Below are 19,398 nucleotides of genomic sequence, written 5' to 3'. Positions count from 1 at the left end.
CAGTTACCTTAGGTTCAACGCATTCCATCCACTTCGTTTTCATACGTTAAACGAAAGGAGGCGTTTGATGATGTACAACAGGGAAGCGGCTGTTCGCTATGCGGATACGTGGTGGGATAGTCGTAATCCAGCATTTCCAGCGTTCGATGTTGATTGTACTAATTTCATTTCGCAATGTTTGCTCGCTGGTGGGGCACCGATGCATGGCTATCCAAATCGCGGAAATGGGTGGTGGCTCCAAGGGGGAACGTGGAGTTTCAGTTGGTCGGTGGCACATTCGCTGCGCTGGTATTTAGCGACTTCAAAAAAAGGATTGACGGCAACACAAGTTTCAACAGCTCAGGAGTTAGGGCTCGGGGATGTCATCGCCTATGATTTTGAAGGGGATGGCAGGTTTGATCATTCGACTATCGTCACCGCGAAAGATGGTTCAGAGCCGCTCGTTAATGCTCATACATTCAACGCACAACATCGTCACTGGGCATACAAAGATTCGTATATGTTTTCACCAAATGCAAAGTATGTCTTTTTTAAAATTAATGACCAGTTTTCATAATGACTATAATTGTCACGTCTGTTGATATAAAAAAAGTAAACTTGATCATACACTGGGCGCTACGTGTATAGTTGATTTTGGGTTACTTTGGATTGAATGACTTCTATACGATTACCGGGATGTCTGGATGTCTGGATGTGTAGGGATGCGATTTTGTCGCATCCCTACACAGTTTTCCTGGTAACCGTATGGTAGCCCTTCATCCGTCGTGCTTCAAATGCATACGTTCACGTAGTGCTGAAAATTTTGGGGACGAGAGAATAGCCTTGCTTTTCACCTGGAGAAAAGCCGCCAAAGATGCAATTTTGGCGGCTGATACTTTTTTATGGTTTTTCCTTTTTTTATTAGGCTATGTTAAATAACTCTGTTGATATTCGATTAAAAAAACAAATGTTTTCTGATTAATGAAACCTATCGGTCATTAAGAACGTATCAATATTAGTACTTTGAGTTATTCTACAAACGGGCCAGATTGTTATTATCAAATTAACAACCAGAAGCAATTTGGAATTTAAGGGAGGTATGAAGAGAAAGTGGACAAACTTTCCAAAAAGGTTTTGTTTGGTGTTGCTGCGATATCCATTGCTTTAAATTTGGCATTTGCAATAAATTACTTTTTAACCCAGAAGGAAAAAAAGTACGATTTAATACAAGCGGTTGATCGTATCTTGTCTTCTATTGACTATGCATCCAGTCTTTTAAATGATGGGGATGAAAAAGATCCTGATTATGAAAAAAATATTAAATTAGCGGCAATGAATATTGCTGCAAGCAGGGGTTGGATTGAATCGCAAGAAAAAGATATGCCTCGTAATTTAGTTTCCTGGATTGGGGGCGTGGAGCTGGGACTGCGTAACGGTGTGCATGGAATTGATGAGGAAGGATTTCAGAGTACAGTTCAAGACTTGAAAAATTTCATGGATGGATATAAAAGGGGATCTGGAAACTTGCAATCCAGTGATTATAAGGAAATGTTAGAAAAAATCGAAGATGTCTTAGGTAGTCAAGAATATATGGGCGACCATTACATACGTTAATTGTATTTAATTAACGGGTACAAAGTTGAAAAGGGTTTATGTCTATTCAGTAATCGGGTGCGATTGTTGCACAAATTTTATGCCATTAACGGGCCATTTTGTATTATTGTTCAGTGATACATTCGCCGTATTTCAAATTGAGGGAGTAATAAAATATGTCTAAAAATATAATGTTGTTAATTGCAGGAATCTTATTTGCTTGGTTAGTAATTAGTATCATTACAAAAAAATTCGACGGGGATTTCTTACTTATACTACTGTTGGGCGTTTTCATCGGATATGGTGTCGGAAAAAAAGAGCAAAAAGGATTGTATAATAAGCGTCGCCGTTATTCTTAAACTAACAGGCCATTTTGAGGAACAAAGCCAGGAAGGAAATTAGTTTTATGAGATTTATTATCATCATGTTTATTGCTATGATTGTGGGAGGAACAATAGGGTCATATGTGGATGATAAATTACTTCGCTCAATTCTAAACGGATTAGTAGTCTTCCTTGCCCTTTCTATATATTTCAACAAACGAAAATAAAAAAACCTTCTCAATCGGGTGCAATTCTTGAACTAGGATTTGCACCCGATTTCCATAGCGAACCAGTTAGGAGACAGAATTATGTCTAAAAAGAAAGATGCGATAGCTTTAGTTTTATTCGCGTTGGCTATGTTCATTTCATTCAGTGAATTTTTGAGAAGAGATGATTTGGTTTCCAAGTTGATTGCACTACTGCTCTTTATTGCTACACTGTACTTGGTTGTTATATCAATAAGAGACCTATTCAACAAGAGAGTGCGATTGTTGAACAATCTTCATCAACTAAGGAGGATACTAGATGAAGCAGATTAGCGAAAAAAGGACCTGTTTTTGGGTCCTTTTTTCTTTATTAATCCTTTATCAACAATATTGTTTAACAGAGCCTTTTATTAAAGAAGTGTCACTTTCTATAAGGTATCACATGATTACATGTATACTCTTTGTTAAAAGTAAGCAAGGAACGCATTGTAGAACGTGCAAGAGTGCCCGAAATTGCATCTTCGGGCACTTACAATCTCTATAGAAAGTCATCTATTCGTTTCTTTCAAACAAAACTGCATTTTTCACTTGAATATTGTAGGATCGCGACAGGCAACTATTCACAACAGAATTACTGAAAAAGTGTGGCTAGGAGTGACGGAGTCACTTCTAGCCACGCTAGGGCCTCTCAGTAAATCTATTATGAATAGTTAGCCGATAGCGGGCCGAAAATAGCCCAGTGAAATTGAAGGTTATCAAGCCCTTCTCACCGGTATTTTATGCAAATAAATGGTTTATAAACAGACGTGTATAGTTGTGTATGTAATGGTAAAAAAGCAGACCGTCAATAAAAGACGGACTGCTTTTCTAACGTTAGTCGAACCATAAAACTGCAAGCGTGCCTTCTCCAGCGTGAACTGCTAGGACAGAACTAATATCCCCGATTTCCACTTCTAGATCGGGCACTTGTTCAGTGATTAGTTTTTTCAAATGCTCGGCCTGGACTAAAACGTTGCCCTGCATCAAATAGATTTTTCGCCTACCTGCATTGTGGCCCGCGACTACTTTATCGACCAAGTATTGAAGTGCTTTTTTCTCGGAACGTACTTTGTCTACGGGTTGTAACTCACCCTCTGGTGTAATATGGACAATTGGTTTTACTTTCAACAAGCTTCCAATGAAAAATTGTGCAGCGCTCATTCTGCCGCCTTTGTACAATTGTTCAAGCTGTCCCATTAGAATATAGTTATGCATCGTGCCCGCCATTTTCTTAAGCTGGGCTTCAATCTCTGGAACAGTTGCACCTTCGTCTTGCATTTCCATGCCTCGTTCGATTAATCCTGTGACTCCATAGGATAAGGAAAGTGAATCGATGAATGTAACAGGGAACCCTGAAATTTCTGATCCTGCTATAGAGGAGGCAAGTGTTCCACTCATTTTACCGGACACGTGAACGGCGATTGCTTGCTCGTACTGTTCCGCAATGACCTTGTAACGTTCGGCAAATTCACCCGCCGATGGTTGTGATGATTTTGGGAATTCTTTAGCGGTCTTTATTTTTTCGTAAAGTTGCTGAGGATTCAAGTCGACACCGTCAACAAATTGCTTTTCACCGAAGTGTATATTTAAAGGTACTGAAAAGAAGTCTGGGTGTTGACGAAGTTCCTCTGAAATGTACGCTGTGCTGTCTACAATCCACGCAATGGGCTTTTTTATCATGAATAAAATCATCCTTTTTCATTATAATTTACGCTACTATTACTATACCACGGAAAGTAATAAGAACGTATTTAGAAAACACTAAATATGTCGAAGTTTTGACAGCTTCGCTAAAATTCAACGGGTAAGGTATACTAGATGTAGTATGTGTAAAGGGGAAATGAGTAATGAATGAGCAAGCTTTATCTGTCAGAGATGCGATTATTACGCGTCGTTCAATAAAGAACTTTAACGGTCAGCCGGTTGATCCGGAAAATATTGCTGAAATGCTTGAAGATGCAGCATGGGCACCAAATCATGGCAATCGAAATCCGTGGCGCTTTGTTGTAGCTGCTGATAAGGGATATGTGAAATTCCTCGATATTTTGCGTGAATATGGTGTTCCGAAATGGAAAGAACTTTCGGAAGAAGACCTTGAGAAACAAATGAAGAAATTCACAGGACCAGGTGCAGTTGCATTTGTTATTGTTCCAGAGGACGTGCGTCAGAAAGAACGTCTAGAGGATTACGCAGCAGCGAGTATGTTCATTCAGAATACGCAGCTTCTTGCGTGGGATAAAGGAATCGGTACATGCTGGAAAACACCTGGCTTCCTCGATAATCCGAAATTCAGAGAAGAACTTGGCGTTAAACAAGGCGAACGTATAATCAGTATGCTTCAATTCGGTTATTACGACGAAAGACCAAAGGCCCGTCCACGTAAACCACTTGAAGAATTTGTCACGTATTACGGACAGGAAATCGAAGAAGAAGCATAATGGTAGTGGAGTAGTTTTTGCTCGGATTGCATTCGATAATGCAGTCCGGGCTTTTTTGCGGTTATATTTAGGGGGTATGTTGTTTAGTTTTACAAAATAACATCATAAAAACCGGACCCTCACAAGAAGAATCCGGCACACGTATCACTTTTTTAAATCATCTTTTTCAAAGCGTGCAATTTCGTAATAATAATCGCCGATGACACGTAGTCCTTGGTCGAAGTTTTCCAAATGGAAGTGTTCGTTTGGTGCGTGGAAGTTTTCCGACGCAAGTCCGAAGCCCATCAAGACGACTGGGAGCTCTAGTATTTCATCAAATGCTGCAACAATTGGAATTGATCCGCCACCGCGCGTATAGGCAGTAGGCACATTGTACACTTTTTCGTATGAACGTCCTGCAGCCTGGATTGCAGGGTGATCGAACGGCGTGATGAACGGTTTACCTTTATCGAATTCCGTGACTGTTACAGTTACACCTGTTGGCTTATGTTTTTCGATATGCGCTTTCAGTTTTTCAATGATTTCATCTGGATCCTGGTCAGGAACTAAACGGCATGTAATTTTTGCGCCTGCTTCAGCTGGCAACACTGTTTTAATGCCTTCGCCTGAAAACCCACCAAATATGCCGTTCACTTCAAGCGTCGGGCGTGTCCATGTACGTTCAAGATACGTATAACCTTTTTCCCCGAACAGTTCTGACACGCCGATTTCTTCTTTCAACTCATCTTCGTTGAAGCCGAGTGCTTGGTAGGCTTCGCGCTCTTCATCTAATAGAGGACGGACATTGTCGTAAAATCCTTCAATTGCAATCGTTCCTTCTTGGTCACGGAACGAGGCAAGTACTTCTGCAAGTGCATGAATCGGGTTTTGGACGCCTCCGCCATATAAGCCGGAGTGAAGGTCGCTTTTCGCACTTTGCACGTCAATTTGCACGCCGCACAGACCACGAAGCCCGTAGCAAACTGCGGGGTGTCCTGGTCCTTGCATGCCTGTATCAGAAATGACGATGACGTCGGCTGCGAGCTTGTCTTTGTTGGCCTCGATATATTTTTCGAGATTTGGACTGCCAATCTCTTCTTCACCTTCAATGATGAACTTCACATTGACCGGTAAACTGCCTGTTTTCCGGATGAGTGCTTCAACGGCTTTCACATGCATGAACACTTGCCCTTTATCATCACTGGCGCCGCGCGCATATAATTTGTTATTGCGGACTTCGGGTTCGAATGGTCCCGTTTCCCATAAATTCAGTGGGTCAACCGGCTGTACATCGTAATGGCCATAGACTAGAATTGTTGGTTTACCTTCTGCGTGAAGCCAATCACCGTAAACAACTGGCTGTCCGTCGGTCTCGTCTATTGAAAGGTTTTCAAGTCCTGCTTCTTTGAATGAATTCAACAGCCACTCTGCAGCCTGTTGCATATCGTTTTTATGTTCGGATAAAGCACTGATACTTGGAATACGAAGAAAGTCTTTTAATTGTCCGAGATGTTCGTCCCGTTGTTCTTTAAAATACTCGTCAAGTGTCTCTAAATGATTCAACACAATCCCTCATTTCTAATAATTTCGAGAATAGAAATAGTATAGCAGAAGTTGCGGATAGTAAGTTAGAAAGACAAACCTAAATACGAATAATATGGTATGCTGTTTGAAAGTTAGTAATAGGACGAATATATAAATATGATATCATTTCCGGGAGGAATTGCTTTTGTTCATCGCACTTGGATTATTTTTATTCCTGTCTTTTTACCTGTCAGGGAGCGAAACAGCACTTACAGCAGTAAACAGGAGAAAGGTCCAGTTTCGAGCAAATCAGGGAGACGTGCATGCAATTAAGCTGCAGAAACTGATTTCGAAACCGGACCGCATGATTACAGCAATACTTATCGGCAATAATATCGCGAATATTATGATGCCGACTTTAGTTACGATGATAGCAATCGATAAGGGTCTGAGCGTAGGTATCTGGACGGGAGTTCTGACCGCTATTATCATTGTCTTTGGCGAAGTATTGCCAAAAACGATTGCAGCAACATTTTCTGAGCGCGTCTCCTACATGGTTTCACCGTCAATCATGCTGCTTGTAAAAGTATTAACGCCGCTGACGGCTTTGCTTGGTCTTTTCACAAACATATTTATCCGTATCATCTCAAAAGGGACGGTAACGAATGCTACGCTCACAAAAGACGATCTCCGTTCGATGGTCGACATTGCTTCTATAGAAGGAACGTTTGAGGTGGACGAATCGAATCGTTTGAAGGAAGTACTCGACTTTGCAGAAAAAGACGTTTCTGATGTCCTTGAAACACACCGGATGGATATTATAGGATTACCAATTGAAGCGACGTATGAAGAAGTCCGCGACACGATTTTGGAGCATTCTTATACGCGTTATCCTGTCTACGAAGATAGTATGGATACGATTTTAGGTGTATTTTATTCAAAAATGTTAATCAAATGGTCGATTGATCCTACGCAGACTCTTGGTGAATTAATTGACCGCAATACGTTTTACGTAGTGCAGTCTGCTAGCGTTGAAAAAGTATTCAAAATGATGCTATCGAAAAAGAAACATATGGCGATTGTACTGGATGAATATGGTGGAACGTTGGGCATGATAACGCATGAAGATATTATTGAAGAAATGATTGGCCAGGACATTGAGGATGAGACGGATGATGATGAGGAAGTATTTGTCTATGAAAAGACGGACACGAGCTTAATCTGTCATGGCAGGCTTGAAATCGTGGATGCAATGGAGTTGCTTGGTATTGAATTGCCAATGGATCATGAGACGCTTGGAGGATTTGTTCTGCAAGAGCTTGGTCACGTTCCAGAAGAAGGCGAACGCTTTACATACAATCAACTGCGTTTTGAAATCGATGAGATGGAACGCAACCGAATTATCCGTATGACCATCACAGTGGGTGAAAGTGAAAGCTGATTAACATGCATGTCCCCGTAACCGAGTAAAATGGTTACGGGGATATTTTTTCCTGTCTAGCTCCATGCGCCAACTCCTAGGAGGCCCACAGGATGTGGGTCACGCAATCGTTGCCGCAGGAAGCAGCGATCTTAGATTGCGAGCCTTGATAGTCAGTCAGGCTATTCGGCAAAGAGCGCCACTTCGTACCTGCAAGGATGCAGGTATGCAGTCGTTGCGACAGGACGTCGCGATCTTAGACTGCCTTCCCTTGGATCGTCTTATGCCTGTCGGGGGCCTACAGGATGTAGGTCGTGCAGCCATTACCACAGGAAGTGGTGCACTTAGGCTGCGTTCCTTCAAACGGCGCCTTGCGCTTTTCCTCCTGTCTAGCTCCAGGCGCCAACTCCTCGGGCCATAAGTCAGTCAGGCTATTCGGCAAAGAGCGCCGCTTAGCCAGCCCGTCTTATGCCTGTCGGAGCTAAACGGCGCCTTGCGCTTTTCAAGCTTACACGTTTGTAAGTATACTGAAAGAGAATACGATGGTTTGAAAGGTCCCAATTGCCGATAATAAGAACAACAGGTAGAAGACGGGGGCGTTATTTTATGAATGCAAATCTAAATGGGTTGTACGAAGAATACGGCCGATACATATATCATTTATGTCTTAAATTAACACGTAATAAAGAAGAAGCAGAAGATCTTATGCAAGATGTATGGGTGAAAGTCGTCCGTTACAATGATCGGATGGATAGCGTTGACCATATGAAAGCATGGCTTACAACAATCTGTATGAACACATTCCGGGATCGATACCGCAAAGATGTCAGAAGAAGCAAGCATGTGATGAACCAACCGGAAACACTCGATGTGCCGATTCTTGATCTTGTTCCGAGTGATAGTTTGACACCGGCGGAATTGTTAGAGCAAAATGATATTCAATCAATCGTCCAACAAAAGATTGGCGAACTTGATGTTATTTACAGACGAACAATTGAGTATTTCTATGTCCACCAATTTTCTTTGATTGAGATTGCGGAAGTGATGAAGGTATCGATTGGTACGGTGAAATCACGGCTATTCCGCGCGAAAAAGTATTTGAAAGAACTGATGATTGCAGATACAGCAGTGCACGAATACGTCACTGCATAAGGGCGCAGCCAACTGAGGCTGTGCTTTTTGTTTGCAAAAAAGTGATATAGGGAACCTAGACAACTAGATAGATACTTTTGAATGGGGATGGTTGTGTGTTGAAAAAGAACAAAAAGAAAGGCTGGACCAAGCGCAAGCGAATTATTGTGATAGTGCTGTCAGTATATGCTCTTTTTTATATAGGTCTTATTTTATTAAACACATATAAAAAACTTCCCGAAGGTGTTTCATACGAAGGTGATTTGCACTGGACGGACGATGTGGACATGTTCACGGATTTGACCTATGCACAAAACAAAGACGGGGACAGCATGGAGCATGAGCTGACGATTTTTGATGAAGTCTACGCGATGATCGACCGTGCCGAGCAATTTATCGTGCTCGATTATTTCCTGTTTGATCATTATTACGATGAAGACATAGAATTCCCTAAAATCGTGCAAACAATGACAAAGAAACTAGTGAAGAAAAAACAGCAATATCCTGATATGCCAATTATTTTTATTACAGATCCGCTGAATACGGGTTACGGTTCTTACGAAACAGAATGGTTCACAAAGATGGAAGATGCCGGAATCGAAGTCATCTATACTGACTTGGAACCGCTCCGTGATTCAATCCCAATTTATTCCGGATTGTACAGGTCTATTTTCCGATGGATGGATTTTGAGAAGACAGGCTGGATTGCAAACGCAATGTCAAGCAAGGCCCCTAAAATGACATTGGCTTCTTACATTACGTTACTGAATGTCAAGGCGAACCACCGCAAGACCGTTGTAACGGATAAAGTAGCACTGGTATCATCAGGAAATCCGCATAACGCAAGCGGTTTTCACGGCAATGTGGCATTGAAGGTGAAAGGCAGTGTGCTGAATGATATTTTAGAGGCGGAAGAAGCGGTCGTCAACTATACAAATGGCGGTAAATTGCCACGCGTAGAAGTGCCGGAGCAGAACGGGGGGGACTATGCCGTCCAATACTTGACGGAAAAGAAAATCCTGGCTGGACTTCTTGGCGATATTGCGAAAGCGCAAGAAGGGGATACCATTCGAATTGGGATGTTCTTCATTGCGAAACGTGATCTTGTCAATGCACTTATAGATGCTGCGAACCGCGGTGTGGATGTGAAAATGATTTTGGACCCAAATGAAAACGCCTTCGGAAAAGAAAAGTCGGGATTGCCGAACAGGCCGGTTGTACAGGAGATGCTAGAAGAAACGGATGGGGAAATTGGCGTCCGCTGGTACAATACGGTTATTGGTCAATACCATACAAAACTCGTGGTTGTTCAGACAGTTGAGGAAACGTACATTGCTAACGGCTCTGCCAATTTGACTGAACGAACGCTCGATAATTATAATCTGGAAGCCAATCTGCGGGTCATTGCACCGAATGACAGTGAATTAGCTAAAGAGATAGACACTTACTTTGGCAGACTATGGAACAATGAGGACGCGCTGTACACACTTAACGTGGAAGAGTTTCAAGATCGTTTCACTTTCTTCCAACGAGGTATCTATGGTTTGCAGAAACTGTTGAAAATGACAACTTATTGAGGTGGAGAATACTATTATGGCTGGTTTTGAGTTAATATGGTCTAACAGAAGTTGTAGTCGAATGAAAAAATGCATATAAAAAAGGCTATCCTTTGTCCTGGATAGCCCTTTTGTTCACTCAAATTCTGCGAGTTGCTTATTTAGTTCTGCTAGATCGCCTTCCAACTTTGCAAGACGCAGTTCCGCTTTCTTGACGAAGCTGTCATTTCCGGTCGATTCGAGCTTCTCGATATCGCCTTGCAAACTGATATAGTCCATTTTGAGTTCCATGATTGCTGTTTCAACTTGACGTTTGTTCATCCGAAAAACACCTCAGCTTTTACCTCAGTGTAGCATATTGGACGTTTTTTTTCCTGCGCCGCCGCTAGTGTTGCGCTTCGGATACTCGAGGTAATAGCGTATTGCTTCGCATACAGCTTCTTTTCCATCTCCAAGCCCGAGTGCGGTTTGTCGTGCGATAGATTTTTTACGCAGCGGTTCGTGCAAGAGGGGTTCCATGATGGCGTTTAACAAACTCGATTGTTTCACTTTTCGGCCCAGACCAAGATGGATGAAACCATGCTGTTCTTTCGGAAAAGAAAGTCCCACTTCGAAATCATTCTGTGCGAGTACTACACATGGGATACCCATTACTGCGACTTCATAGGGCATATAACCAGAAGCGCATAGTATGATATCTGCCGCTGCGTAGATTTCGGCGTAGTTGTATGGAGGCACCAATACAGTTGTATTGCGTCTTTCGAGTGCCATCATGCGTATCGTGCTCGTATCATGGGTATACTCTTCACCGATAAGAATGGTCACTTTGAGTGGAATCTGAAGTTGCATGATATGACGTAAGGCCCGGTACGTCAAGTTTCCTTCATCCTCTTCGCCGAATGAAATCACCAAATGAGGAAGAGGTCCTAGCTGCGTTTTGCGAAGTCCGATGTGTTTAAATGAGTCCATTTGTTCGTCGGCAATGAAACTCTCACGCCCAAGTACGTAGTGATCTGGTACACTGTCATTCGATTCGACATACAATGTCTGAAATACGAGGTCAGCACATTTACCGCCGTCGCCGAAATCATCAAAATGGATTATGGAGGGAACGAGTTCAGTTACCTTCTCAACTTCCTCGTGAATAGTAGAGCCGCTGTCGCGGAGGAGGAGGTCGGGTTTGATTGACGCAAGTGCCTTTAAAAACTGCGAATTGTTTTCGGTTTGCACTGTTTTAAATCCCTCGGGTGCTGGAGGGGAATCCACCCCGCATAAGTACACGATATCTATTTCTTCACCTAAGGTATTGGCAATCATGGCTGCTCTACGCGCGGGGTATGTCCCTTTTCCGTCCGACCTGGAAATATGGATGGCGACTGTTTTCTTTTGTTGTCCGTCTATTGGAATCACCCTTTCATGCTAGCTTGATAAATTCATCCCTATAACCTTATGTGTTAAACGATTAGGATATGTCTACTTTTTGTGGACTGAAACTGCTAGTATGGTAAACTAACATTATTTCCAATTAGGAACGGAGTGATTCCATTGTTTGATTCACTATTATTCGATTTGATGCTCGTTATTTTAATTGGTATTTTATCACAATGGACGGCCTGGAAATTTCGAATGCCGGCAATTGTCGTCATGTCTGTTGCGGGACTTCTAGTCGGACCCATTTTCGGTCTAATTAACCCGAAGGAGAGTATGGGAGATCTATTTGGTCCAATTATTACGTTTGCCGTGGCAATTATTTTGTTTGAGGGTAGTTTGAATCTAGATTTTAAAGAAATTAAGGGATTTAGTAAGCCGATAGCCCGAATTGTGACCATTGGTGCATTCATAGCGTGGATTGCTGGAGCGCTAGCGGCACACTATTTGGCGGGACTTTCCTGGGCGGTTGCCTTTGTGATTGGTGGTCTGTTCATTGTTACGGGACCCACTGTTATTTTGCCGCTCTTGAGGCAGGCGAAGCTGAAACCGCGTCCAGCAGCAATTCTGAAATGGGAATCGATTGTTGTTGATCCATTTGGTGCATTGCTGGCGGTATTCGCTTTTGAGTTCATCAAATTTTTGAATAGCCAAGTGACATTGAATGCGTTGCTGTTGTTCTTCGCAGCATCTATATTTGCGGTACTACTTGGATGGGGGGCTGCCCGTGTAATTGGCGGTGCATTCGAGCGCGGCGGTATTCCGGAATTTCTGAAAGCGCCGGTACTCTTTGCGGTTGTCCTATTCACGTTCGTTTTCGCAGATGAAATCATGCATGAGACTGGACTGCTTGCGGTAACGGCGATGGGAATGACGATGGCGAATATGCGCTTGACGTCTATGCATGACATTCGTCAATTCAAAGAGAATATATCCGTACTTCTAATTTCGGGTATATTTGTCATGTTGACGGCGTCACTTGATCCTCATATCCTTATCGAAATTTTTAATCCGCGTATTATCGTGTATGTATTGGCGATGTTGTTTATCGTTAGACCATTATCAATTTGGCTTGCAACAATCAATACAGAGTTAAACATCCGAGAAAAGATTCTAATCGGATGGATTGCACCCAGGGGAATTGTGGCCCTCACTGTTTCAGGTTATTTTGCGACGATTCTACTCGACAATGGCTACAAGGATGCAGAACTATTGACCGCGCTGACATTCGCACTGGTTTTCTCGACAGTGGTCCTACACGGGTTTTCAATTAGCTTCTTGGCTAAGAAACTGAATCTCACAACGACGGACGAATCAGGCGTATTGCTCGTTGGGAGCTCGCGATTTGCAGCGGAGTTTGCCAAATCAGTGAAAGAAACTGGGAATGATGTGTTACTTATCGATCAGTCATGGGCAGAACTATCGCATGCCCGAAAGCTTGGACTCAATAGTTACATTGGAGATATCCTTTCGGAGCAAATTGACTATCATTTCGACTTGGCTCCGTATCGGTATATCCTTGCAATGACGAAGACCGATACGTACAATGCACATATTTGTTCAGACTTTACACCTGATCTTGGCAGTAAAAACTTATATCAGACGGCATTCAACATCGGAAACGAAGCCGATGGATTCACGATAACTGGAGGACAGTCGTTGTTCTCACCTGCCGTTTCAATCTATGATTTGGAAGAACGGATGAATGTAGGGCATGGCATCCGTAAAACATTAATTACAAAACAATATAGTTACACACAGTATTTACGCGAGCGAGATGATAAATCGATTCTGCTTTACATTTTACGTGCGGACGGTGCAATTGAATTCTTTACACCGAAAACTGAACCACAAGCTACTGCGGGTGATGCTATTATCGCGCTCACATCACCTGAGAAAACGATTGAACGAGTGAAAGAGCGTTTGGATGAAGAGAACAGTGAAACGGCTATATCCTATGAAAAAGTAGAAGACTTATTTATAAGGAATGAAAAGCTAGAAAAGCCGGTTATTCCAGGAGATGCACCACTTTCTGCGAAATGAATGTTGCTATAAGTGGTAGGCTGGGCTCGCAAGGGTTTGGCTGCCACTTTTTTGTTGCGATGAACCATGATTTATGGTTTCGTTTCATTCGCCCAACATGCATCCAATCACGTTCTCCCGTATAATCGATGTATGAAGGAAGGGGATCTACCTATGTCTAAATCACTTGTACTGGCTGAAAAGCCGTCCGTGGCTCGCGATATCGCGCGGGTACTCGGCTGCAATAAAAAAGGAAATGGATTTCTTGAAGGAACAAATTATATCGTTACGTGGGCGCTTGGCCATCTTGTGACACACGCAGATCCTGAAGGTTATGGCAATGAATTCAAGGAGTGGAAACTTGAGCATTTGCCGATTATCCCTGCACCGTTTAAATTGGTGCCAATTCGCCAGACGATAAAACAGTTCAATGCCGTTAAAGCGCAACTCCTACGCAATGATGTGAAAGATATCATCATCGCGACGGATGCGGGGCGTGAGGGGGAACTTGTTGCACGATGGATTTTGGAGCAAGCTAAGGTTCGCAAGCCTGTCAAACGGTTGTGGATTTCATCGGTCACCGATAAAGCGATTAAAGATGGATTCAACAATTTGAAAGACGGTCGTGCCTATGAGAACTTATATCAGGCGGCAGTAGCCCGTGCGGAAGCGGACTGGGTCGTCGGCATTAACGCGACACGTGCGTTGACGGTCAAATACAATGCTCAACTTTCAACAGGCCGTGTTCAGACACCGACACTGGCGATGATTGCGGAACGCGAGAATCAGATTCGGGATTTCAAACCTAAATCGTTCTACGGCATGCAAGCATTGACGGAAACAGCGAAGTTTACATGGTGTGATAAGGTAGGTCAAACGCAGTCTTTCGATAAAGAAATAGTAGAGAAGCTCCTCGGGGAAATTGACGGTGTTCATTCTGGAAAAGTGTTAGAAGTTAAAACAACACCGAAGTCACAGCCAGCACCGCATTTATTTGATTTAACAGAGCTCCAAAAAGAAGCGCATCGCCGCTGGTCATGGTCAGCAAAAGAAACACTATCAACGCTTCAAAATTTGTATGAGCACCATAAAGCAGTGACGTACCCGCGTACAGATTCGAAGCATTTGACATCTGACATGGAAAGTACGCTGAAAGAGCGCATTAAAGCCGTCGATATAGGTCCATATCGTAAAGCGACAACTATGCTTCTGCGTGCTGGTACCATAAAGCCGCAGAAAGGTGTCATTGATGATAAGCGTGTTTCGGATCACCATGCTATCATACCTACTGAGGAAACACCTATTCTTCAAAAATTGTCTGATAAGGAACAACGTTTATATGATTTAATCGTCAAACGTTTCTTAGCTGTCTTCTTCGGGCCGTTCCGTTATGATCAAGTAACCGCTGAACTCGCAGTTGGCGGAGAAATATTCAAAGCAAAAGGTCGTACTGTTACGGATGAAGGTTGGAAAAAAGTTTATTCGACAGAGGAAGAAGAGCTAGACACAGATACACTTCCACCATTTACAAAAGGTGAAGATGTTGCTATTCAGGCTATCGTTATAACGAATGGTCAAACGAAACCACCTGCCCGTTTCAATGAAGGAACATTGCTTGCGGCGATGGAAAATCCCTCGCAGTTCATGCAAGGCGAATCAAGAGAACTAATTAAAACAATTGGTGAAACAGGCGGACTCGGAACGGTTGCAACACGTGCTGATGTCATTGAACGCTTATTTAACTCATTTGTTATGGAGAAAAAGGGCAATGATATTTACACGACGTCTAAAGGACGCCAACTGCTTGACCTCGTTCCAGAAGATTTGAAATCACCGGCACTAACAGCGGAATGGGAACAAGGGTTGACAAAAATCGCGAATGGCCAGATGAAAAAAGAAGCGTTTATGAAAGATATGATTGGCTTTTCGAAGCAAACCGTTACTGAAATTAAAACAGATGATAAAAAATATAAACATGATAATGTCACAGGGAAAGCGTGCCCAGATTGCGGTAAACTGCTGTTAGAAGTGAACGGCAAGCGCGGCAAGATGCTGGTTTGTCAGGACCGTGAGTGTGGCCACCGCAAAAACGTCTCCATGCTGACGAATGCCAGATGTCCAGTTTGTAAAAAGAAATTGGAGATGCGCGGTGAAGGCGACGGACGGATTTTCGTTTGTAAATGTGGTCACCGTGAGAAGTTATCCGCATTTGAGAAACGTAAAGAGAACTCGGGCGGTAAAAAAGCGGATAAACGTGATGTTCAGAAGTATATGAAGAAACAGGGAGCACCGGAAGAATTAGAGAATACCGCAATGGCGGATGCGCTAAAGAAACTATTCGATAAGTGATTCCTTTATAGCGCTTTCGTAGGGTTTATTCTTCCAAATGAATTGGGTATACTTGAATTAATAGATTTATGCAAATTCGTTCATGCGGAGGTGAAGTAGGATGAATGCCGTTATGACTCAGGCTGTAGCAAGCGACCCTATTCAACGATTTGATGCAAGCAGGCGTAGGAATGCTGAAAGTGCTTATAATCGCAATGTACAATACAATGGGCAGAACCAAAAAACGGTCGAAGATCTAGAGGCTTTATTGATAGGGAAGAAGGAACCTGAGATTGTTCAACCAGAGCGACAGGAACTCCAGAAGTTTGGCGCGGGACAAATGAAGCAGGTAGCGCTACCGGTTGGTAAAACGCTTGAAGAGACGATTGATATTTGGAGAAATGTGCGGGCTGAAGCAATTTCAGAACCCGAACCGACGACAGCAGATTATAACCTTGCAGCTACTGCATCAGCAAAAATAATGCGGACAGAAGCGCAGATCATATTGCACAACAGGGCTCAATCCGAAATTGACATTGCCTTAGCACGTGAAGAAGCCGATACATCAAACATGGCATCCAAAGAACTTCCCTCCGTTCTCGAACGCGAAATACTCATCATGCAAAGACGGTATGAAAAGGCGATTTCGACTTATTCTTTCCAAGTCTTAATGAAACAGAAAGGATTCGAAATCGATCGACCGAGCTTTTATAAAATTGCATGAATGGTTACGGAAGGTCGCCTAGTAAATGGCGGCCTTTTGTTTTTGAAAAGGTGAGATGAATGAATGGGAAAGCAAAATAAGCAAGTAAAAACGAATGCAGTGCGGATTTTGGATGGGGAAAACGTATCCTATGAACTAATGGAATACGATGTAACTGACGGTCTGTTGGATGGGGTTTCTGTCGCGGAAAAAACAGGGAAAGCGGTAGAAACAGTTTATAAGACGCTCGTCACAATTGCAGGGCCGCGCGAACTTTTCATCTTTTTAGTACCAGTAGCTGCCGAACTTGATTTGAAAAAAGCGGCAAGAGCTGCCAAAGTGAAAAAGCTCGATATGCTACCGTTGAAAGAGTTGACGAAAGAAACGGGCTATGTTCGCGGAGGTTGTTCAGTTGTCGGGATGAAAAAGAAATACCCAACATTCATTGATAAATCAGCAGAAAGTCTCAAATTGATGATTGTTAGTGCGGGAAAGCCGGGATTACAGATGAAACTGGTTCCGGGTGAGTTAGCTAGGGTGACTGAAGCGCTTTTTATCGATATAGTGAAAAGTTGATAGTCTGTATCAAGGACCGAAGACATGTTACAATGAATAGATTAAAAGTAAGACATTCACGCGTGTTGCGGGAGTGTCTTTTATTGTTGTTCGTTTCTACTAACTACTTACACATTCATTAGGAAGAAGGACTTATATGGGAAAGATAGTAATATGGAGATGGACATTTTTTTTGGTAGGAATGATGATCCTTTCGCTAGGTATTTCAATGACGATTAAAGGTCAAGGACTTGGAATCGGCCCTTGGGATGTATTGCATGTCGGGTTGTATAAAAACTTTGGCTTGACGATTGGTACATGGGGGATTATTACCGGATTCATTATTGTCATTTCAACTGCTGCAGTTTTGAAAGAATGGCCGCAGATTGGAACGTGGTTGAATATGATTCTAATTGGACTTTTTATTGACTTATTCAATTGGCTGCTACCAGATATCACTACGATGGGCGCGCAAATACTTATGTTCTCGGCAGGTGTAATTGTTATGGGGTATGGCGTCGGGATTTATATTTCACCGAATATCGGTGCGGGTCCACGAGATAGTCTTATGCTTGTCCTTGTTAAAAAAACGGGAGCTAGCGTGAAAAAAGTTCGGACTACACTTGAAGTCATTGTTGCAATTGTAGGCTGGTTATTCGGCGGTCCAATTGGAATTGGGACAGTGTTAATTGCTTTATTCTTGGGGCAAATTGCCCATTATACATTGCCGCAATGCCGTAAATTCTTGTTAAAAGTTATTGGTAAAGAAGAAGAAGAGGCTTTATTCTAAATCGGAAATATTTTGAAAGTATATGAAGTTATAATTTTTTCACCTGGAGCAGTTTCTAGACTCCGGCGCCTAGCCCCTCGAGTCGCTTCAGTCCTTAAGTTAAAGGCAAAAAGCGCCTTTATCTTAAGGCCCTCCAGCGCTTGTCGGGTCTACCAAGGCGCTTGCGCTTTTATTATTTTCCAAGCATGTGCTTCCGAGCCGTGCTTTTTTTTATTGTCCGGGCATACGTTAATCGTATGAGAAGAAAGGATGATCAGAATGAATGGAACAATCACCCAATACATGGGGACAGCCTATACAGGTGCAGGAATTTCCCACAAATATGACAAACTGATTGCTTTGGCTTCACAAACTTTATTTCTGAAATGTCCTCCTACAAACGCAATTTCAAGCGTGTTGAATGAAGCTGTCGCACATTACGTCAAACAGGGCTATGACATAGATCGGTTTATGGATCCCATACAGCCTGACAAAACGGACGCAATCTATATTAAAGGACCAAACGTACTGATACTTCAAGCGTCCCATCCAGTTGCACTTGAACCAACAGATATAGGTGGAAAACATAAGGTTATCAGTTTTTACGATGTCTATGATGAAGCGAAGTTGCGTGAACAGAACGGCTCGATTGTGAAAATGTTGACAGAATCGAGCGATGCGTTAAGAAAAGCTTTACAAGCGCTCGAAGATGCAAAAGGCATTCATGATGATTGGGAAAAAGTGAACATCAGACGAATGATGTGGGATGTTCATGTGGATAAAATAAATTCACTGAAAGAAGAACTATTCGGCACAATCCAGCTGAATAAAGGATCGGTTGTTTCACATAGACTTATCGGTTCATTGACATCTGGGGGGGCGCAAGATTTCATGTCCTCTATTACGAAGCGAATCGATCGACGAATGCTGATAAAGGCTTTTCCGGGAACGGGAAAATCAACACTTATGAAAACGCTTGGAGCGGAAGCAGAAAAGCGTGGATTTGACGTTCAGTACGGTTGGTGCGGACTGGATCCTTCAGGGGTAGATCTCGTTCTTTTCCCTGAACTATCTGTGTGTATCCTTGATGCAACAGAACCGCACGTTTACGATGTGGAACGCAAGGGGGATGAATTGCTCGACCTTATGAACTTATGTGAGGATGATACGGGCGCTGAAGAGGAAATTTCCGTAATCCGTGAAGCTTATGCAGAGAAAATGCTCGATGCCACTGGTTATATGCAGTCTTATGCACAAGCTGAAAATAGTATGAAAGTCATGATGGATTCAGCTATTATACGATCTGTATTTGAGAAGAAAACGGGTTCGCTTTTGAATTTGATTTAAAAAGTATGCGCTTTATTCTACGATTGGGCCGGTCGTATGCTAAAATGAGGGTATCATT

At 42.7% G+C, this 19,398-nt stretch carries 17 protein-coding genes; 13 read left to right on the top strand and 4 right to left on the bottom strand.

The features are described from left to right. Window positions 1-67 precede the first annotated feature (67 nt). The 3 genes from H2672_RS01000 (at window position 68) to H2672_RS00990 (ending at window position 1,931) form a co-directional block, all read left to right on the top strand. Window positions 68-556, top strand: coding sequence for an amidase domain-containing protein (locus H2672_RS01000; RefSeq protein WP_370569571.1), 489 nt, complete (start codon window positions 68-70; stop codon window positions 554-556). A 533-nt stretch (window positions 557-1,089) separates the two neighbouring features. Next, a complete protein-coding gene (locus tag H2672_RS00995) occupies window positions 1,090-1,593 on the top strand; it encodes a hypothetical protein (protein WP_186668038.1) in 504 nt (167 codons plus the stop codon). Window positions 1,594-1,748: 155 nt separating this feature from the next. Continuing rightward, entirely contained in the window at window positions 1,749-1,931 is a 183-nt protein-coding gene (locus H2672_RS00990; RefSeq protein WP_186668036.1) for a hypothetical protein, read from the top strand. A 1,043-nt stretch (window positions 1,932-2,974) separates the two neighbouring features. Here H2672_RS00990 and H2672_RS00985 read toward each other — a convergent pair. Next, entirely contained in the window at window positions 2,975-3,820 is an 846-nt protein-coding gene (locus H2672_RS00985) for a DegV family protein (protein ID WP_186668034.1), read from the bottom strand. A gap of 167 nt (window positions 3,821-3,987) precedes the next feature. On the opposite strand from H2672_RS00985, the gene H2672_RS00980 reads away from it, so the two are divergent. Beyond that, the gene (locus tag H2672_RS00980; protein WP_186668031.1) at window positions 3,988-4,578 is read left to right on the top strand and encodes a nitroreductase family protein; all 591 of its coding nucleotides are present in this window, start codon (window positions 3,988-3,990) and stop codon (window positions 4,576-4,578) included. A gap of 144 nt (window positions 4,579-4,722) precedes the next feature. Here H2672_RS00980 and H2672_RS00975 read toward each other — a convergent pair whose 3' ends face one another. Continuing rightward, on the bottom strand, window positions 4,723-6,120 hold the full coding sequence (locus H2672_RS00975) for a dipeptidase (RefSeq protein WP_186668029.1): 1,398 nt from the start codon (window positions 6,118-6,120) through the stop codon (window positions 4,723-4,725). A 166-nt stretch (window positions 6,121-6,286) separates the two neighbouring features. Here H2672_RS00975 and H2672_RS00970 point away from each other — a divergent pair, with 166 nt between their 5' ends. The 3 genes from H2672_RS00970 to H2672_RS00960 all read left to right on the top strand — a co-directional run bounded on the left by H2672_RS00970 (window position 6,287) and on the right by H2672_RS00960 (window position 10,209). Continuing rightward, window positions 6,287-7,522 carry a hemolysin family protein gene (locus tag H2672_RS00970; protein ID WP_186668027.1) on the top strand — a complete coding sequence of 412 codons (1,236 nt, stop codon included), beginning with the start codon at window positions 6,287-6,289 and terminating at the stop codon, window positions 7,520-7,522. Between the two features lie 585 nt (window positions 7,523-8,107). Further along, window positions 8,108-8,653, top strand: coding sequence for an RNA polymerase sigma factor (locus tag H2672_RS00965; RefSeq protein ID WP_186668025.1), 546 nt, complete (start codon window positions 8,108-8,110; stop codon window positions 8,651-8,653). A gap of 98 nt (window positions 8,654-8,751) precedes the next feature. Then, the gene (locus tag H2672_RS00960) at window positions 8,752-10,209 is read left to right on the top strand and encodes a phospholipase D family protein (RefSeq protein WP_186668023.1); all 1,458 of its coding nucleotides are present in this window, start codon (window positions 8,752-8,754) and stop codon (window positions 10,207-10,209) included. Between the two features lie 114 nt (window positions 10,210-10,323). Here the strand turns inward: H2672_RS00960 and H2672_RS00955 are convergent, their stop codons facing one another. Next, a complete protein-coding gene (locus H2672_RS00955) occupies window positions 10,324-10,509 on the bottom strand; it encodes an SE1832 family protein (RefSeq protein WP_186668021.1) in 186 nt (61 codons plus the stop codon). A 24-nt stretch (window positions 10,510-10,533) separates the two neighbouring features. Beyond that, window positions 10,534-11,598 carry a PseG/SpsG family protein gene (locus H2672_RS00950; RefSeq protein ID WP_186668020.1) on the bottom strand — a complete coding sequence of 355 codons (1,065 nt, stop codon included), beginning with the start codon at window positions 11,596-11,598 and terminating at the stop codon, window positions 10,534-10,536. 135 nt (window positions 11,599-11,733) lie between these two features. Between H2672_RS00950 and H2672_RS00945 the strand changes: the two genes are divergently transcribed. The 6 genes from H2672_RS00945 to H2672_RS00920 all read left to right on the top strand — a co-directional run bounded on the left by H2672_RS00945 (window position 11,734) and on the right by H2672_RS00920 (window position 19,340). Beyond that, on the top strand, window positions 11,734-13,659 hold the full coding sequence (locus H2672_RS00945; RefSeq protein ID WP_255485228.1) for a cation:proton antiporter: 1,926 nt from the start codon (window positions 11,734-11,736) through the stop codon (window positions 13,657-13,659). A gap of 153 nt (window positions 13,660-13,812) precedes the next feature. Continuing rightward, the gene (locus H2672_RS00940; RefSeq protein ID WP_186668019.1) at window positions 13,813-15,987 is read left to right on the top strand and encodes a DNA topoisomerase III; all 2,175 of its coding nucleotides are present in this window, start codon (window positions 13,813-13,815) and stop codon (window positions 15,985-15,987) included. A 100-nt stretch (window positions 15,988-16,087) separates the two neighbouring features. After that, entirely contained in the window at window positions 16,088-16,690 is a 603-nt protein-coding gene (locus tag H2672_RS00935) for a hypothetical protein (protein WP_186668018.1), read from the top strand. 63 nt (window positions 16,691-16,753) lie between these two features. Then, entirely contained in the window at window positions 16,754-17,245 is a 492-nt protein-coding gene (gene ybaK, locus H2672_RS00930; RefSeq protein ID WP_186668017.1) for a Cys-tRNA(Pro) deacylase, read from the top strand. Between the two features lie 136 nt (window positions 17,246-17,381). Then, complete coding sequence (locus H2672_RS00925; protein WP_186668016.1) at window positions 17,382-18,014, top strand: YczE/YyaS/YitT family protein; 633 nt, start codon at window positions 17,382-17,384, stop codon at window positions 18,012-18,014. Window positions 18,015-18,272: 258 nt separating this feature from the next. Then, window positions 18,273-19,340 carry a hypothetical protein gene (locus tag H2672_RS00920; RefSeq protein ID WP_186668015.1) on the top strand — a complete coding sequence of 356 codons (1,068 nt, stop codon included), beginning with the start codon at window positions 18,273-18,275 and terminating at the stop codon, window positions 19,338-19,340. Window positions 19,341-19,398 lie beyond the last annotated feature (58 nt).

Origin of the sequence: Sporosarcina sp. BP05, assembly GCF_014282005.1 — a bacterium.
GTDB lineage: Bacteria > Bacillota > Bacilli > Bacillales_A > Planococcaceae > Sporosarcina.
This window is presented reverse-complemented; position numbering and strand designations above follow the sequence as displayed.

Coding starts and splice junctions, on each gene's coding strand:
- H2672_RS01000 (WP_370569571.1), top strand. CDS start 68: ATGATGTACAACAGGGAAGCGGCTGTTCGCTATGCGGATACGTGGTGG.
- H2672_RS00990 (WP_186668036.1), top strand. CDS start 1,749: ATGTCTAAAAATATAATGTTGTTAATTGCAGGAATCTTATTTGCTTGG.
- H2672_RS00985 (WP_186668034.1), bottom strand. CDS start 3,820: ATGATAAAAAAGCCCATTGCGTGGATTGTAGACAGCACAGCGTACATT.
- H2672_RS00980 (WP_186668031.1), top strand. CDS start 3,988: ATGAATGAGCAAGCTTTATCTGTCAGAGATGCGATTATTACGCGTCGT.
- H2672_RS00965 (WP_186668025.1), top strand. CDS start 8,108: ATGAATGCAAATCTAAATGGGTTGTACGAAGAATACGGCCGATACATA.
- H2672_RS00955 (WP_186668021.1), bottom strand. CDS start 10,509: ATGAACAAACGTCAAGTTGAAACAGCAATCATGGAACTCAAAATGGAC.
- H2672_RS00940 (WP_186668019.1), top strand. CDS start 13,813: ATGTCTAAATCACTTGTACTGGCTGAAAAGCCGTCCGTGGCTCGCGAT.
- H2672_RS00935 (WP_186668018.1), top strand. CDS start 16,088: ATGAATGCCGTTATGACTCAGGCTGTAGCAAGCGACCCTATTCAACGA.
- ybaK (WP_186668017.1), top strand. CDS start 16,754: ATGGGAAAGCAAAATAAGCAAGTAAAAACGAATGCAGTGCGGATTTTG.
- H2672_RS00925 (WP_186668016.1), top strand. CDS start 17,382: ATGGGAAAGATAGTAATATGGAGATGGACATTTTTTTTGGTAGGAATG.
- H2672_RS00920 (WP_186668015.1), top strand. CDS start 18,273: ATGAATGGAACAATCACCCAATACATGGGGACAGCCTATACAGGTGCA.